We start from the raw sequence: 15,655 nt of genomic DNA on the forward strand, positions 1-15,655 counted from the left end.
TGCATGTAAAAGGAGATTGTAATATGAAAGCATGGAAAGATGTCTGGTCAATGACACAAACGAAAGTGGGGCTCGTCTTCGCAATCGTCGTCCCGCTCTTGTTCCTCGTTGTCTGGATGACGGGTTACCAAGGAACGACAGAACGTCTTGATCAATTAAATGTTGGGGTCGTCGCAGAAGCGAATGATCCGTTCATCCAGTCGTTGCAACAAGCACCGTTCACGGTTCAGACGGTTGCAACAGAAACAAAAGGGTTGCAAGCACTTGATGCGAATGAAGTCGATCTCGTCTTACAAAAAGATGATGCAACGCATCAACTAACGGCACACGTCAGTCAGACGAATGCGGAATTCGCAAATGCAATCCTCGAGAGAGCAACGGAAACGATCAGCAAACAGTTGAATGGTGAGCCGACGTTCACGACGTCAATCGTTACGGAACATGCCGTCTCGGATTTTGCTTTATCAATGCTTCCGCTCGTTCTCGGTTTTGTCATTTACATCGCAATGATGACGATGGGGATACAATTTAATCTCGTCAGTACGATTTTAAAGAGTCGTCACACAAAATGGGATCTCTTTTGGAGTCGCCAACTCTTGCACGGCATCGTCTTACTCGTCGTACCGTTACTCCTCGTCTCGATGGCGCATCTATTGACAGATATCACGACACCGTTCGTGAAGTTATGGGCATTCGAGCTCCTCGTTGTTGCGACCTGTATCGCCGTCACGCAGATGAACTTTGCGATATTCGGACCGGTGGCGCCACTCATTAATGTCGCCTTGATTCCGTTCCAGTTGATGACTGCCGGAAATATTGTCCCGGCGAAGATGCTGGCACCGTTTTATCAATCGCTCGGAACGTTCTTACCTGTTCCGAATGCCGTCTCTGGATTTGGTCGGTTATTATTCATGGATGGATCGGTTGAAACGCAAGCCCTGCATTTATCATTACTTTTTGTTGGTAGTTTCTTGGTGACATGTCTCATTACAGTCTGGAAAAGAGAGAGCGTTAGGCAGCAAGCCATGGCTTGAGAAATAAAAAGATAAGTAAGAATCGGACATGTTTGAGCCCAGCTCAGACATGTTTTTGTTGTCACAGGATACAAAATAGGATATTTTTAGTATATCGGTATCCGATATAACGGAAGACGGAATAAGGAGTTGGGAAATGACACGCGCGGATCAAGCGACAGCATTAACAGAAGCGGTCTATTATATTTTACTTTCGCTCCAACAACCACGCCATGGTTATGGCATCATGCAATTCGTGCAGGAGCTGAGTAACGACCGTGTCAAGTTAGCAGCCGGTACCTTGTACGGGGCACTTAGCAGTTTAGTAGATAAGGGGTGGATTGAATCAATCGACCAAGAAGCGGGTCGAAAGAAAGAGTACATCATGACGACTCAGGGACGAGTGAGATTACAGCAAGAGCTAGATCGACTAAAAGAACTCGTGCGACATGGACAAGAAACGATGGGAGTGGAGCAAAGTGAGCAATAAAAAAACGGTCTATCGCTTTTATGCTGATTATGCGAAAGAAGAAGTGTGGTTAAATGAGATGGCGAATCAAGGTTGGTATTTACAACGGTTTCGACTCGGTTGTTATGAATTCATCAAAGGTGAACCTGACCTGTATACGTATCGAATCGAATTGTTAGAATACATGCCGAAACATCCGAAGTCGCAAGAGTACTTTGAATTTTTGGAAGAAATGGACATCGAAGTCGTCGATACATCATTCCGCTGGGTCTTTCTTAGAAAACGGACTTCGAATGAACCATTTCATTTGTACTCTGACTTTGACTCGCAAATCCATCACGAACACCGGATTATGCAACTCTATAAGGTCGTGCTTTTTGTTAACATCATCGCCGTACTTATTAACTTGTTTAATCCGATTACAGATACGATGATCTGGTTCAATCTTGCAATCGTAACAGGTCTCTCATTTGTGATGCAACGCCACGAACGTAAAATTCAAACGTTACGTGGATTACGTACCATTGCGGAGCAAGATTAAACATCGGAATCTGAGCTAGCGAGGAAACATCAAGTGTTTTCATTACCGATGATTGCTGAAACGATGCGGATGATATATGCAACTATACGAATGATTAATTTGATCAAAAAAGCTCACGTCTCGAAAATGGAGACGTGAGCTTTTGTATTAGAACAACTCGTTGATTGGTGTGTCACCTTCGAGTAGTGTGACGACTTGTTTCGATGCTTTATCATGACCGATCGCAGCTAAAATAACACGGGCGACATCCTCGCGTGGAATTTTTTTAGTCGCTTGCTCGGACGGATCCGTCGTGACGTTTCCTGTGCCGGCTTCATCGGATAGTCCGCCTGGGCGAAGAATCGTGTAGTTGAGTGACGATTCCTTCAGGACACGATCCGCGTAGCGTTTCGCGATGTAATACGGCTTCATGCTGTCAGACCATGTTTCCGGCGAATCGGCGTTCAAGGCACTGACCATGATGAACTGTTTCGCCTTGATTGCTTCTGCTGCTTCAATCGATTTGACGGCACCATCGAAGTCGATCAGCATCGTCTTGTCGGCTCCTGTATGACCACCTGATCCTGCCGTAAAGATGACGACATCTGATCCTTGTAATGCTTCCGTGATTGTTGCGACGTCGGCTTCAAGATCAAGATGGACCGGGGTATGACCGAGTTTCTCAAAATCACTGAATTGGTCCTTGGAACGTAATCCTACTTTGACATCATGCTCCGAATCCTGCAGTAAACGAGCAGCGTGACGACCTACTTTACCATTTGCACCAATGATAAAAATCTGACTCATGTTCCATTCCTCCATTTCACGATTTGATGATTCTGTTTCAGTATGGAAAAGACGAGGGGATTCTGTAAAGAGAGACGACTTATGGAACTGTAACCGTCATCAAAACATCTTTTTAACGCTTTTATGCATAAAATCGTCAAATTATCTTGAAATCACGTGTAAGTGTGGTAGGATAATGACTATTACCCACACCGAAAATCGTTTAGGTTAAATTGTGGCAATATTCGGTGAATGGGCAACGACGAAACAGAAAGGAGAGATACGATGAGAAAGAAACCATGGCTATTAGCTGGACTTGTCCTGACAGGCGTTGCCGCTTGGATGATCTGGAATCAACAGACGAATGCCGAAGCACATGACATCTTCGAAGACCAAAAACTGGTTGTCGGAACAACGGGGGATTATAAACCCTTTACATACTGGAACGAGGAACGGAATCGTTATCAAGGCTTTGATATTGAAGTCATCCAAGCGTTTGTTAAAGCAGCGGATCTTGACGTGACGTTCGTCAAGACAACATGGCCGACATTATCGGAGGATACGAAGTCAGGTAAGTTTGATATCGCTGTCGGTGGGATTACAAAGAAAGTCGAACGCGAGGTCGTCGGAGACTTTACGTCGTCGTATTTCTCCTTTCAAAAAGCACCGCTCGTAAAGAAGGAAGATGTCAAACGCTTGAATTCGCTTGCTGCAATCAATGATCCAGCAGTCAAAATCGGTGTCAATCCGGGTGGGACGAACGAGGCGTTCGTGAAGAAACATTTTCCGAAGGCGGATGTGACTGTCTTTGAGAATAATTTAGACATTCCAAAAGCCGTCCAAAGCGGTCAAGTCGACGTCATGGTAACAGACGACATCGAAGCGTTGCATTACGCAACAGAACTGAATCTTGCGGTTCCCAAACTCACTGAAGCATGGGAACCAGCCGAGATGGCATATTTGATGAAACCAGGACAAAAGCAGCTCGGAGACGTCTTCCGCGTCTGGATTGAAAGTGCGGAAGGACAAGAGCAGGTGCAACAACTGAAGGAAAAATGGAACATCGTCTCGACGCGTGAGACGGTCGGAGCGAAAGGAACGGGAGCACATGAGTAAATGGGGATGGATCGTCGTCGGAGGTGGCGTCTTGTTTGCCAGCTTACTAACACTTTGGCAAACGGAGCAACCACGACGTGTACAAGCAAAGAACGTCTTTGCGACGAAAAAAATCGTCGTCGGAACGACCGGCGATTATAAACCATTCACCTACTTGAACCGGAAGACGAACGAGTACGAAGGATTCGACATCGAAGTGATCCGTTCTTTCGCGAAGACGACCGGCATCGATGTGGAGTTCGTCCCGACTACATGGCCGACGCTGTCTGCTGATCTCGCTAGCGGGAAATTCGATATGGTCGTCGGGGGAGTGACGAAAAACATCGAGCGCGAGATCATTGGCGACTTCACGTCAAGTTACCTGTCATTCCAAAAGACACCGCTCGTCCGTAAAGAAGATGCCGGACGCCTCGCTTCGATTGAACAAATCAATCGACCGGACGTGACGATTGGTCTAAATCCAGGCGGAACGAATGAACAATTCGTCCGCAAGACGTTTACGAAGGCGAACATCGTCATGTATGAGCAAAACCTCGACATCCCGCATGCTGTTGCCTCAGGTAAAGTTGATGTCATGATCACTGATACGGTCGAGGCGATTCATTATGAAGCACTCGATCAACGACTCGCGGCACCAAGAATTCAAGAAAAGTGGATTCCGGCGGAGAAAAGCTACCTCGTCCGGGAGTCAGAAGGGGACGTCGTCGATGTCTTTAACCTCTGGATGCAGTCGTACGAAGGACAGGAAGAGATGGAGCAATTAAAAGAGAAATGGCAAGTGGCGTCATAAGTGGATCGTGCCTCCTGATAGCAGGAGGCACGATTTTTTAATGACAGGAATCTGATGGGAAAAGTCGAACAAGTATGTAGAAGCAAACCAGGAGGAAACCGATATGTTGAAAAAGAGAACATCGAAACAATGGCTCATCATGACCGCTCTTTTAGCCTGTGTCACTTACACATGGCTCGTCATCGGAGATGTTTGGATTAATCCTACGTTACTGTTCGCAGGAGCGTTTGTATTTACGAGTGGCGCGGTACTATCGTTTAGTCTCGCGTTAGCGCGAGCCGTTCGCTTAAAAGGAGTTGAGTTTAAGATGATGCTGGTGTCGGTAGTCGTAACGCTCGCCTTGTCTGCAGGTGCCGTATATGGTGTATACCAGATTGTAGAGTAATCGTTAGAGATTGAATCAAGGCACCGATTCAGGTGTCTTTTTTGATTTTCGAACAGAAAAAATAGGAAAATCTTGGACATGACTTTGAATTCATGGAAAGAAGGAATGAAGATGATTCATGTCGTGAACTTGACGAAGACGTACGATGGAAAGGATGTCGTCAAAGGGATTTCGTTTGACGTGCAAGCAGGGGAAATCTTCGCCTTTCTTGGAACGAACGGTGCCGGGAAATCGACGACTGTTCAGATGCTGACGACACTGATTAAACTGAGAATACCGATTAAGACGAGCAGGAAACAATTGAATCCATTCATATTTCATCTCTCCTTTCTGTCGTTAAATTGTTTAGACGTTCGGGAAATCACGAACACTATGAATAATATGTGACGTCAAAATAAAAATACAGTGAATGAAAAAAACTCCTCTCATACTGTCATGAGAGGAGAAACAAACGATTATTTTTCGATTTTCGGTACTTTTACGATGTAGTAGATCGTACTTAAAATCAAAAAGGCGATTCCGATTAAGATTGAGACGCGTGTCTCGTCATTGAACAGCATGCCGACGAGTACTGTGATCAGCGCGACGATCGATAAATAGTTCGTCACCGGCGCACCTGGCATCTTGAACGGATGCGAGGCTGTCCGTTCACTTTCGAGTTTTCGGTAACGGATATGACTGATTAATATCGCGAACCACGGCACCATCCCTGGTAGTACCGAAGCGCTGTAGACATAAACGAAGATGTTCGTATCCTTTCCGAGAACGTGCGGGAGAATGATATCGAGAATGACACCAAAGAAAATCCCGATTGAAATGGCTAGAACTGTATAGAGCGGAATCCCACGTTTATTGACCTTTAAGAAGAAAGACGGCATTTGCCCTTTTTCCGCTAATGCATAGATCATCCGACTGGCGCTGAAGATTCCTGAGTTACAACCGGATAAAGCGGCCGTGATGACGACGAAGTTAATGATGCCGGCAGCAATCGTCACACCGACCTTGGCGAATGTCGCAACGAACGGACTGCCGAGATCCGATAACTCATTCCACGGATACACCGTGACGATGATAAAGATGGATCCGACGTAGAAAATCAAAATTCGCCAGACGACACCATTGATCGCCTTCGTAATATTTTTCTCTGGATCTTTTGTTTCTCCAGCTGTTACGCCGATCAACTCAACACCGATGTAAGAGGCGAAGACGATCGAGAGCGCGAAGAAGAAGCCGGTGAAACCATTCGTGAAAAATCCACCGTTCGCCCAAAGATTCGAGAAGCCGACCGGGTTTCCATCATTCCCTAGACCAAAGAAGATGATTCCGAAGCCAGCGACGATCATCAGAAGAATCGTTATTACCTTGATTGAGGCGAACCAGAACTCGAGTTCACCGAACATCTTGACGGAAGCGAGGTTCGCGAGCGTCAAGAGAATGATAACGATGACCCCTGGAATCCATGTTGGTAGTTCCGGCCACCAGAAGCGTAAATATGTCCCGACAGCGATGACTTCACTCATTCCGACGACGACCCAGTTGAAGATGTTACTACTTGCTGTTAAAAAACCAGCAGCTGGATGGATATAATCGTTTGCGAACTTTGCGTACGAACCACTGTGCGGATGGGTGTAGACCATCTCACCAAGTGCCCGCATGATGAAAAAGATAAAGACTCCTGCTAGCATGTACGCGAGTAAGACGGATGGTCCCGTCCAAGCAATTGTACTCGATGCTCCAAGAAAAAGACCGACCCCGATCGTTCCTCCGAGTGCAATCATTTGTACCTGTCGTGCTGTTAAATCTCGTTTCAAATTCGAACTCATCGTTTCCCCCAAAAAAAATCTGTGACGTCATAATGTTCAGACAACTTGTCGTAAGAACTATAAAGCTGAGTATACTATCCTCGGATAGGGCTCGGCTAGTCTTTTTGAAAATTTGAAATAGAGTTTTCAATAATCAGATATTAATGAAACAAACATGTAACAGCTTTCATTCGCCCATTAGTAGAGTGTCAAGTTGTTGACCTAGTCTTCCAACATACAGATGCTCAGCAGTTGCTAAGACGATCAAATCATTACGCATTGTAAGGTCACCTGACAGGGAATTTCCTTGTTCGGTCATGAAACGAATCGAACGAATGCTCTTAAAACGTGTTCCGTTTCGTTCAAGTAACTGTACATCATCAGAGTATGCGGCAAGTAGATGGTCATCGTACCGAGCAAACTGAGAAAAGGCGATCGTAGGAGCCTCACAAACGAGATCATCCGCTTGATTGATACGGATGAAACGATAATCGGAGTAGTAGAAGAACCAGATTTCTGTTGATGAACAGACATTCAGAGCATAACAATCATCAATCGGATATTGGCGATTCTTATACTGCACTTCACCTGTATCGTCAAAAGCGACCAGACCGAAAGCACCATTTGAACTCGTGACGGCATCGGCATAGATACCTTCATCAAAATAACTAACCCAAATCCAACCTTGTTCGTCGATTTGCATATTCTGAATCCCATCATCTAAACAAAAGCTATTTAGTAACTGACCTTGAGAATCATAGATAAAGGCGTTCGGCAACCATGTGCCGTCGATATCATCATCACAACGAGAAGCGACGAGTAACAGCCGTCCGTCTGGAAAACGATCAACGAAGGAAAAGTCGATGTCGTTTCTTTCGACGATCGTCGTCTTTCGCCAATCATCTTTCAATTGATGAATGGAAAGCACAGATGTTTCGAGCAATTCGTCGATGGTTTCTTCAACGATTAAAATATGTCCGCTGACAGTGATGCCAGTCGCGACCGGGCTTCCAGAACGATAGGATGCGGTCAAACGACGTAACGGGAAATGGGCGAGCGGGTATGTGAGCATGGCAGGACCTCCTATGTGTTGTAAAAAAACAGTCCGTCGACAGACAGACTGCTTGATAAGTTAAACCGACCGTTGACGGCGTTTATAGAAGAAATAGACGATGATTAAGGCGACGGCAGCAATCAAAACACCATTCGTATATGGTGCAGCGACTTCCTTGATCGAGCGCCAGTTCGTTCCGAGTGTTTCTCCAAGATAGAGGAACAAGATTGACCATGGAATGATGGCAAGAACCGTGTAGAGCGAAAACTTCGTTTGATCCATTTTCGCAAGACCAGCTGGAATCGAGATGGCATGGCGGACGACAGGAATGAAGCGAGCTCCGAAGATGACACCTTGACCGTACTTCAAGAACCAGCGTTCAGCTAAATCCAGATGATGTTCAGAGATCAGGACATACTTTCCGTACTTCAAGATCAATGGACGACCGCCATAGCGAGCAAACCAATATAAGAACAATTGCGACAACAATCCGCCAATGCCGGCGGCGACGACAGCGAGCGGCCAGCTAATCGTTCCTTGAGAAATCATGAATCCGCCGTATGAGAGAACGATTTCGCTCGGTATGATTTCAATCATCAACCCGAGGGCGATACCGAAATATCCGAGATCGGCAAGTGAAAGCAAAATCTGGTTGACGATTTGAGATAACACGTAAGACAACTCCTTTGTAATCAGTACATTCCTTTATTTTAGAGAACCGAAGATCAAATGAAAAGGAAAAAAACGGAGACAATTAAAAAGACGGATCCACCATGATAGCGAATCCGTCTTGTTTTTATAATACGACCGCAGCAATCGTACCGAAGATGAGCAACGGAATATTGTAGTGCAAGAACGTCGGAATGACGGTTTCTCGCATGTGATCGTGCTGACCATCGGCATTCAAACCACTCGTAGGTCCAAGCGTCGAGTCTGACGCGGGGCTACCAGCGTCACCAAGAGCACCAGCTGTCCCAATGATCGCAACCGTCGCTTCTAAGCTGAAGCCGTACTGGATACAAAGTGGAACGAAGATCGCAGCGATGATTGGAACAGTTGAGAAACTTGATCCAATGCCCATCGTGACGAGAAGACCGATCAAGAGCATGACGAACGCGGCAACAAGTTGGGAGTCGCCCATCAATGCTTTTGAGTTCTCAACGAGCGGTTCGATATCACCCGTCTTACGCAAGACGTTCGAGAATCCGTTCGCTGAGATCATGACAAAACCGATGAATGACATCATCCGCATACCACGCGTGATGACGTCATCGGCTTCACTGAATCGAACGAGACGAAGCAACAAGAAGAGGATGAGTCCCGTCGTTGCAGCAAGAATCATTGATTCCGTCTGCAGTTGAACGATCAATGTCGCAATGACGACGACACCACTTAAGATCAGTTTCGTTTTCGTGATGACCGGGATTTCATAGTCGTCTGGGGCGATATCACGAATTTCATACGTCCGCTCTTTCCGGTACGTATAAAGACCAATCAAGAGACCGACGACCATTCCGAGTGCTGGAATCGCCATCGCTTCGATGACAGAAACTCCCGTCGTATCAAGACCATTAGCTTTAAGGTTTTTCAGTAAAATCTGATTCAGATAGATGTCTCCGAATCCGATCGGTAAGAACATGTACGGTGTGACGAGACCGAATGTCATGATGATCGCAATTCGACGTCGGTCCATCTTCAACTGAGAAAAGAGACCAAGAAGCGGCGGAATGATGATCGGAATGAAGGCGATGTGAATCGGTAAAGCATTTTGTGAACTGATTGCGAGTAACAGAATCGCAAACAAGACGAATCCTTTTAATTTTTTGACCGATGCGGCACTTGCGTTACCACGTGAACGTGCAATCAATGCGTGAGCGAGAGCACCCGGTAAGCCCGTTTTCGAGAGGGCAACAGCAAACGCACCAAGCATCGCGTAGCTAAGAGCGATTTCTGCCCCATCGCCAAGACCACCTGCAAATGCTTCGGTTGTTTTCGTTAAATCGAGACCGCCGACGAGACCGCCGGCGAACGCACTGATGACCATCGCGAGCACGATGTGGACGCGGAAGATCGCTAAGATGAATAGTAAAAAGACGGCAAACAATACGGCGTTAATCATTCGGTAAAACCACACTTTCTTTTGTTATCACTGCACTATACTAAAGTATCTTACAGCCATGGTGGAACACTGTCAAGGATAAAAGTCTGACCTCGTATTAAAGGACTTCACGATAGGCTTTCTAGCTTTGCATAAAAAGTCACATTTTTTTATACCCGGAAGCATGAGATGAAAAGCGTTTTGATCACTAAAAATGGCTCACACAAAAAAACGTGCCATCCTTCTCCTTTAAAAGAAAATGGCACGTTATCTTTAATTTAAGATGGAGTAGAATATCCAAATCTCGTTGAGTTTCTTCTATAGAGAGCAATCAGCAATCGACGACGTCGAGTTTACCGGTCCCTGGATCGATGACGAGTCCATGGACATTCGTACCAGGTGGCAGTAAGGGGTGGTTCTTCACGAGACTGACGGAGTGGGCGACACTCTCCTGAACTGACGTAAAGCCACGCAACCATTGATTTAAATCAACACCTGATACTTCAAGCGTGTGAAGAATCTGTTGGTCGATACCTCGATCCTTCATTTCGCTGATCATATGTTTAGGATCAATCGTGCTCATGCCGCAGTCGTGGTGACCGATGACGACGACTTCTTCGGCACCGAGTGCATACAATGCGACGAGAATCGAACGCATGACAGAACCGAATGGGTGCGATAGGATAGCACCGGCATTTTTGATGATCTTCGCATCCCCGTTCTTAAGGCCGAGTGCGTGTGGAAGAAGTTCCGTTAGGCGGGCATCCATACACGTCAGGATGACGACCTTTTTGTCCGGGAACTTATCCGAGACGAACTGCTCATACTGTTTTTCGGCGACGAATCGCTCGTTGAAAGCTAGCATTTCCTGTACAACTGACATTCAAGTGTCCTCCTTTAGTGGTAGCTCTTAATATGTACCCCATAATCAGAATACAAGATGATGAAATGGCTATCAAGTCACGAAAATGCGAGTGTGACAAATCGCACACGTCTTCGTACATAGAGCAAAACGATGAAAAAGGAGAATCCGCAATAGATGTAAACGTTACCAAGGATGTGAGGGAATTCACAGGATGGTCATGCACAAAACAGGAAAAAGGAGTTATGATTGATTTGTGAAGGAAAGCACAAACTATTGAAAAACAGCTTGGCATTCCTGACATAATGGTTGGCAAATCAAACTCAGATTCGTTCCACGACAGGGAGGAAACCACTCATGGCTGTGAAAGAAAAAACAAAATCGACGGTAACGCCGGTCGAACAATCAATTGGACAAATTGTTGAAAAAGGACAACGTGCATTACAGGAGTTATTGACATTCGATCAAGAAAAAATTGATACGATCGTCCGTGATATGGCACTTGCCGGACTAGAACGGCACGTCGAACTCGCTCGTCTCGCAACAGAAGAGACAGGGCGCGGTGTCTTTGAAGATAAGATGATTAAAAATATATTTGCGACAGAATACATCTACAACAGTCTACGTCATGAAAAAACGGTCGGGATTCTGGAAGAAGATGTCCAAAACGGCATCACATATATCGCTGAACCGGTCGGTGTCGTCTGTGGTGTCACACCAGTCACCAACCCAACGTCAACGACGATGTTCAAAGCATTGATTGCGATTAAGACACGTAACCCGATCATCTTCGCGTTCCACCCGTCGGCACAACGGTGTTCCGTCGAAGCGGCGAAAACACTTCGCGATGCAGCCATCAAAGCTGGGGCGCCGAAAGACTGCATTCAATGGGTCGAAGAACCATCACTTGAAGCAACGAAAGTCTTGATGAACCATGAAAACATCGCCATGGTCCTGGCAACAGGTGGTGCAGGAATGGTCAAATCAGCGTATTCAACAGGTAAACCGGCACTCGGTGTTGGACCAGGGAACGTTCCTTGCTACATTGAACAATCAGCAAAAGTCAAACGGGCAGTCAGCGATCTCGTTCTCTCAAAAACGTTTGATAATGGGATGATTTGTGCGTCTGAGCAAGCCGTCATCGTTGACCAAGAAATATATGCAACGGTCCGTGCTGAAATGGAAGCACTCGGTTGTTACTTCTGTACACCGGAAGAAAAACAACGCCTCGAATCACTCGTCATCAAAACCGATACATGTGCCGTCAATGCGGACATCGTCGGGAAACCTGCGACATGGATTGCAGAAAAAGCTGGGATCGATGTTCCGGAAACGACGGTCATGCTCGTCGCGGAACTCGGGTACGTCGGGGCAGCAGAACCACTGTCGCATGAAAAACTCAGTCCCGTACTCGGTGCGTACCGCGTTGCATCCACCGAAGAAGCGTTTACGATTGCTGAACAGATGCTTGAAATCGGGGGTCTCGGTCATACCGCCGTCATTCATACGACGAACGATGATTTGATGACAGCGTTCGGACTCCGCATGAAAGCCTGCCGGATTCTCGTCAACAGTCCATCTGCTCATGGCGGAATCGGTGATCTTTATAACGAGTTGACACCATCACTAACACTCGGTTGCGGCTCATATGGGAAAAACTCTGTTTCTGAGAACGTGACTGCGAAACACTTACTCAACGTCAAGAAGGTGGCGAGACGACGCGTGAACATGCAATGGTTCAAGGTACCTGAAAAAATCTACTTCGAAAAGAACTCCGTCCAGTACCTCCGGTCAATGACTGACGTCTCACGCGTCATGATTGTCACCGATCCAACGATGGTACAGTTCGGATATGCCGATAAAGTGATTCAAAACTTGCCACAGTCTGTCAGTTACCGGATCTTCGACCAAGTCGAACCAGATCCATCGGTGACGACTGTTCAGACAGGTGCCCAAGCCATGCGTGACTTCAAACCCGACTTGATCATCGCTCTTGGTGGTGGGTCAGCGATGGATGCTGCAAAAGGAATGTGGCTCTTCTATGAACAGCCAAACGAAACGTTTTCGAACTTACGTCAAAAATTTCTCGATATCCGCAAACGGGCGTATCAATTCCCAGCACTCGGTCGTCAAGCGAAGTTCGTCGCGATCCCGACGACATCGGGTACGGGTTCAGAAGTGACACCGTTCACCGTCATCACGGATAAAGAGAAAAACGTCAAATACCCGATTGCTGACTATGCCTTGACACCCGACGTCGCGATCGTTGATCCGGAATTCGTCATGACTGTACCGGCTTCGATTACTGCTGATACCGGAATGGACGTCTTGACTCATGCAACAGAAGCATACGTATCGGTTCTTGCGAACGACTACACGGATGGACTGGCACTCAAAGCAATCAAGATGATCTTTGACTACTTGCCACGAGCGTACGAGAACGGATCTGACGCAGAAGCTCGGGAGAAAGTGCACAATGCGTCAACGATGGCAGGGATGGCTTTCGCGAACGCCTTCCTCGGAATCAACCACTCGATCGCGCACAAAATCGGTGGGGAATTCCACACACCACACGGACGGACGAACGCGATCCTGATGCCACACGTCATTCGTTATAATGCGTCACGCCCAACGAAACTGGCAGCATTCCCAAAATACGAATCATTCGTCGCCGATGAACGGTATGCCGACATCGCACGTTACCTCGGTCTTCCGGCAGCAACGACAGAACAAGGGGTCGAATCACTTATTCAAGCAGTTGCCGATCTTGGACAACGTCTCAACATCAAGATGTCATTCAAGGCGCAAGGTATTCAAAAAGCAGACTTTGAGGCAAAACTCGATAAGATGGCAGTCGATGCTTTCGAAGATCAATGTACGACAGCGAATCCAAAGATGCCGCTTGTCGCTGAATTACGGACGATCATGGAACAAGCATACGAAGGCATCTAATAGAGAAAAAAATACTATGGCAAAAGATCGTTCAACCGGCTTCTCACTCTGAGAAGTCGGTTTTTGTTTTGGAAATCGATGGAGACAGTCAGAGAAAAGGTGGGATATAATGGCTGTTGAATGAATTTGATGTTTTTGGTTTCGTTGTAGCAGGAATATTCAAACATCAGACATAAAAAGGAGGAAATGGGATGGAGTCAAGGCAAGAAAGGAAACAACGACGGTTTTCCGTCTGGGACGTCCTGTATGGCGTCCTCATCGGTCTCATCTTTTTCGGTGTCATCTACGGTGTGATGGCATTTTTGACTTCACAAATCACCTCATCCTCAGACTATCAGGATCTCGTGAAGCAGATGCAACAGGCGGATATCACATGGAAAGAAACAGACATCACTGTTTCGTTGATGCTTTTGTTCGTCGGTGGGCTGTCGATCACGATGCCGAGCGCAGTCCGAGAAGGGATCATCAATCAGGTGCTTGATGCAAGTTCTGCCGGCGACGTCTTATCGTTGTTTGGGATTGACTTAAAACAAGTCCTTGCGCCATTGACGTTCGATGTCTCTTACGGCACGTTGCTTTATTCTGTTTTTGGTATCGGATTGATCGTCCTGTTATTTTTAGTGTTACGGATTAAGGCAAGTCGTCTTGGGTGGACGATTCGATCGGTCAGTTTCTTTTTAACGGTCGGAATCATCTGGTTCGTCCTTGCCGGACGCGGAAACAGTGTCCCATTCCTTGCGTTACAAGACGGCTATGCGATGAGCGGGATCTTACCACTTCTCGTCGTCAGTCTGCTTGGTTGGATGGCGTTTTTCCCGCAAAAGTTATCCGGTCTGACAGCTGCCGGACGTGCCAGCTTGCTGATTTTGATGTTCGCGAGTACGCTCCAACTTGTCTTTACGGTGCAGGACGAAGCGGAGTATGACGGTGATTCCTCACTACGAACGGCATTGACCGTTGCGAGTCTGAACGCCGGAAGTGGAGGGATGTATGACTGGATTCATGGTGGACAAGTCGTGTATCAAGCAGACGTCCTTGGAGCGAATGCGGAAATCCCGGTCTCGATGCTAAACGGGGAGACTTCAACGGAACAGCTCAATGACTCGATTCAGAAAGTTGTCGATGGGATTGATACGAATCGGGTGACGGAACAATTGCTGACGTTAATCGGTGGAGAACGTCCTGATTTATCAGCGACACAATTGAAGCTTGATCCTGTTGATTACGGTGTCGCACGACAGACGATCCAAGCAATTGATGCTGAATCGGCCGGAACGACGGCACCAAACATCTCAAGTGAGAGTGCGTATTGGGTGTTGTTACTCGTGACATTTGTGATTTACTTCGTCTGTAGTATCCGGAGTTTCAAGTCGATCATCGACCCATTCATTTTTGCGATCGCGATCGGTGTCATCAGCTTCATCGTCAGTCAAGCTTCATATGTTCAGTTCGCGATGAAGTGGCGGAGTGACGTCTTATTCGAGTTCGCTCAACAGACGGCAGGATGGACGGTGCTTTTCGCAACAGGACTTGCGTTACTTGGTGGAATTCTTGGTTATGTCGTCCGGCGGAAGCCCGACAAAACGGTTTAAGAGACGTGGAGTGATGAAGCTCTTCCACTAGGAGATGTGCCATGAATGGAGACGACGAACGTTATTGTCATTCTTGCTTTCCACAGGCGGGAGGTAAGCCGCGGTATCCTAAACTACGTTTCGTCTACCGGGTCTCACCTGACCCTGACGAAAGCGAAAAACGTGCTTTCTTTTCCTGTAGGAGTTGAGAATGAACAATTACGTTCTACATCAATT

Annotated in this window: 14 protein-coding genes and 1 pseudogene; 9 read left to right on the forward strand and 6 right to left on the reverse strand. The window is 46.7% G+C overall.

All coding sequences use genetic code 11. The features are described from left to right. The first annotated feature begins 23 nt into the window (after nt 1-23). The 3 genes from ASG02_RS03120 (at nt 24) to ASG02_RS03130 (ending at nt 2,023) form a co-directional block, all read left to right on the forward strand. Nucleotides 24-1,034 (forward strand): ABC transporter permease, encoded by a 1,011-nt coding sequence (locus ASG02_RS03120; RefSeq protein WP_056060696.1) that lies wholly within the window; start codon nt 24-26, stop codon nt 1,032-1,034. Between the two features lie 136 nt (nt 1,035-1,170). Further along, nucleotides 1,171-1,503, forward strand: coding sequence for a PadR family transcriptional regulator (locus ASG02_RS03125; RefSeq protein WP_056060699.1), 333 nt, complete (start codon nt 1,171-1,173; stop codon nt 1,501-1,503). After that, entirely contained in the window at nt 1,493-2,023 is a 531-nt protein-coding gene (locus ASG02_RS03130) for a DUF2812 domain-containing protein (protein WP_056060702.1), read from the forward strand. The genes ASG02_RS03125 and ASG02_RS03130 overlap by 11 nt, the downstream gene beginning before the upstream one ends. Before the next feature lie 147 nt (nt 2,024-2,170). Here the strand turns inward: ASG02_RS03130 and ASG02_RS03135 are convergent, their stop codons facing one another. After that, nucleotides 2,171-2,809 (reverse strand): SDR family oxidoreductase, encoded by a 639-nt coding sequence (locus tag ASG02_RS03135; RefSeq protein WP_056060704.1) that lies wholly within the window; start codon nt 2,807-2,809, stop codon nt 2,171-2,173. Between the two features lie 264 nt (nt 2,810-3,073). Between ASG02_RS03135 and ASG02_RS03140 the strand changes: the two genes are divergently transcribed. From ASG02_RS03140 to ASG02_RS15755, 4 genes and pseudogenes are all read left to right on the forward strand, one after another. Further along, a complete protein-coding gene (locus ASG02_RS03140; protein WP_056060707.1) occupies nt 3,074-3,904 on the forward strand; it encodes a transporter substrate-binding domain-containing protein in 831 nt (276 codons plus the stop codon). Beyond that, nucleotides 3,897-4,694 (forward strand): transporter substrate-binding domain-containing protein, encoded by a 798-nt coding sequence (locus ASG02_RS03145; RefSeq protein WP_056060710.1) that lies wholly within the window; start codon nt 3,897-3,899, stop codon nt 4,692-4,694. The genes ASG02_RS03140 and ASG02_RS03145 overlap by 8 nt, the downstream gene beginning before the upstream one ends. Before the next feature lie 103 nt (nt 4,695-4,797). Then, on the forward strand, nt 4,798-5,079 hold the full coding sequence (locus tag ASG02_RS03150) for a hypothetical protein (RefSeq protein ID WP_056060713.1): 282 nt from the start codon (nt 4,798-4,800) through the stop codon (nt 5,077-5,079). A gap of 111 nt (nt 5,080-5,190) precedes the next feature. Next, nucleotides 5,191-5,376: pseudogene (locus tag ASG02_RS15755) on the forward strand (ATP-binding cassette domain-containing protein); the annotation flags it as partial. 158 nt (nt 5,377-5,534) lie between these two features. Here the strand turns inward: ASG02_RS15755 and ASG02_RS03160 are convergent. The 5 genes from ASG02_RS03160 to ASG02_RS03180 all read right to left on the reverse strand — a co-directional run bounded on the left by ASG02_RS03160 (nt 5,535) and on the right by ASG02_RS03180 (nt 10,916). Continuing rightward, entirely contained in the window at nt 5,535-6,902 is a 1,368-nt protein-coding gene (locus ASG02_RS03160) for an amino acid permease (RefSeq protein WP_035408498.1), read from the reverse strand. Nucleotides 6,903-7,068: 166 nt separating this feature from the next. Further along, the gene (locus ASG02_RS03165) at nt 7,069-7,953 is read right to left on the reverse strand and encodes a hypothetical protein (protein WP_052019050.1); all 885 of its coding nucleotides are present in this window, start codon (nt 7,951-7,953) and stop codon (nt 7,069-7,071) included. 60 nt (nt 7,954-8,013) lie between these two features. Further along, complete coding sequence (locus ASG02_RS03170; protein ID WP_056060719.1) at nt 8,014-8,607, reverse strand: DedA family protein; 594 nt, start codon at nt 8,605-8,607, stop codon at nt 8,014-8,016. A gap of 124 nt (nt 8,608-8,731) precedes the next feature. Further along, nucleotides 8,732-10,051 (reverse strand): Na+/H+ antiporter family protein, encoded by a 1,320-nt coding sequence (locus tag ASG02_RS03175; protein WP_056061913.1) that lies wholly within the window; start codon nt 10,049-10,051, stop codon nt 8,732-8,734. Nucleotides 10,052-10,364: 313 nt separating this feature from the next. Next, nucleotides 10,365-10,916 carry a carbonic anhydrase gene (locus ASG02_RS03180; RefSeq protein ID WP_023467896.1) on the reverse strand — a complete coding sequence of 184 codons (552 nt, stop codon included), beginning with the start codon at nt 10,914-10,916 and terminating at the stop codon, nt 10,365-10,367. A gap of 336 nt (nt 10,917-11,252) precedes the next feature. On the opposite strand from ASG02_RS03180, the gene adhE reads away from it, so the two are divergent. Further along, complete coding sequence (gene adhE, locus ASG02_RS03190) at nt 11,253-13,847, forward strand: bifunctional acetaldehyde-CoA/alcohol dehydrogenase (RefSeq protein WP_035408492.1); 2,595 nt, start codon at nt 11,253-11,255, stop codon at nt 13,845-13,847. Between the two features lie 191 nt (nt 13,848-14,038). Next, entirely contained in the window at nt 14,039-15,439 is a 1,401-nt protein-coding gene (locus ASG02_RS03195; protein WP_056060722.1) for a hypothetical protein, read from the forward strand. Nucleotides 15,440-15,655 lie beyond the last annotated feature (216 nt).

The organism is Exiguobacterium sp. Leaf196 (assembly GCF_001423965.1).
Classification (GTDB): domain Bacteria; phylum Bacillota; class Bacilli; order Exiguobacteriales; family Exiguobacteriaceae; genus Exiguobacterium_A.

What these genes read in the sequence shown, in the direction of transcription:
- ASG02_RS03120 (WP_056060696.1), top strand. Translation starts at nt 24, where the DNA reads ATGAAAGCATGGAAAGATGTCTGGTCAATGACACAAACGAAAGTGGGG.
- ASG02_RS03125 (WP_056060699.1), top strand. Translation starts at nt 1,171, where the DNA reads ATGACACGCGCGGATCAAGCGACAGCATTAACAGAAGCGGTCTATTAT.
- ASG02_RS03135 (WP_056060704.1), bottom strand. Translation starts at nt 2,809, where the DNA reads ATGAGTCAGATTTTTATCATTGGTGCAAATGGTAAAGTAGGTCGTCAC.
- ASG02_RS03140 (WP_056060707.1), top strand. Translation starts at nt 3,074, where the DNA reads ATGAGAAAGAAACCATGGCTATTAGCTGGACTTGTCCTGACAGGCGTT.
- ASG02_RS03145 (WP_056060710.1), top strand. Translation starts at nt 3,897, where the DNA reads ATGAGTAAATGGGGATGGATCGTCGTCGGAGGTGGCGTCTTGTTTGCC.
- ASG02_RS03150 (WP_056060713.1), top strand. Translation starts at nt 4,798, where the DNA reads ATGTTGAAAAAGAGAACATCGAAACAATGGCTCATCATGACCGCTCTT.
- ASG02_RS03160 (WP_035408498.1), bottom strand. Translation starts at nt 6,902, where the DNA reads ATGAGTTCGAATTTGAAACGAGATTTAACAGCACGACAGGTACAAATG.
- ASG02_RS03165 (WP_052019050.1), bottom strand. Translation starts at nt 7,953, where the DNA reads ATGCTCACATACCCGCTCGCCCATTTCCCGTTACGTCGTTTGACCGCA.
- ASG02_RS03180 (WP_023467896.1), bottom strand. Translation starts at nt 10,916, where the DNA reads ATGTCAGTTGTACAGGAAATGCTAGCTTTCAACGAGCGATTCGTCGCC.
- adhE (WP_035408492.1), top strand. Translation starts at nt 11,253, where the DNA reads ATGGCTGTGAAAGAAAAAACAAAATCGACGGTAACGCCGGTCGAACAA.
- ASG02_RS03195 (WP_056060722.1), top strand. Translation starts at nt 14,039, where the DNA reads ATGGAGTCAAGGCAAGAAAGGAAACAACGACGGTTTTCCGTCTGGGAC.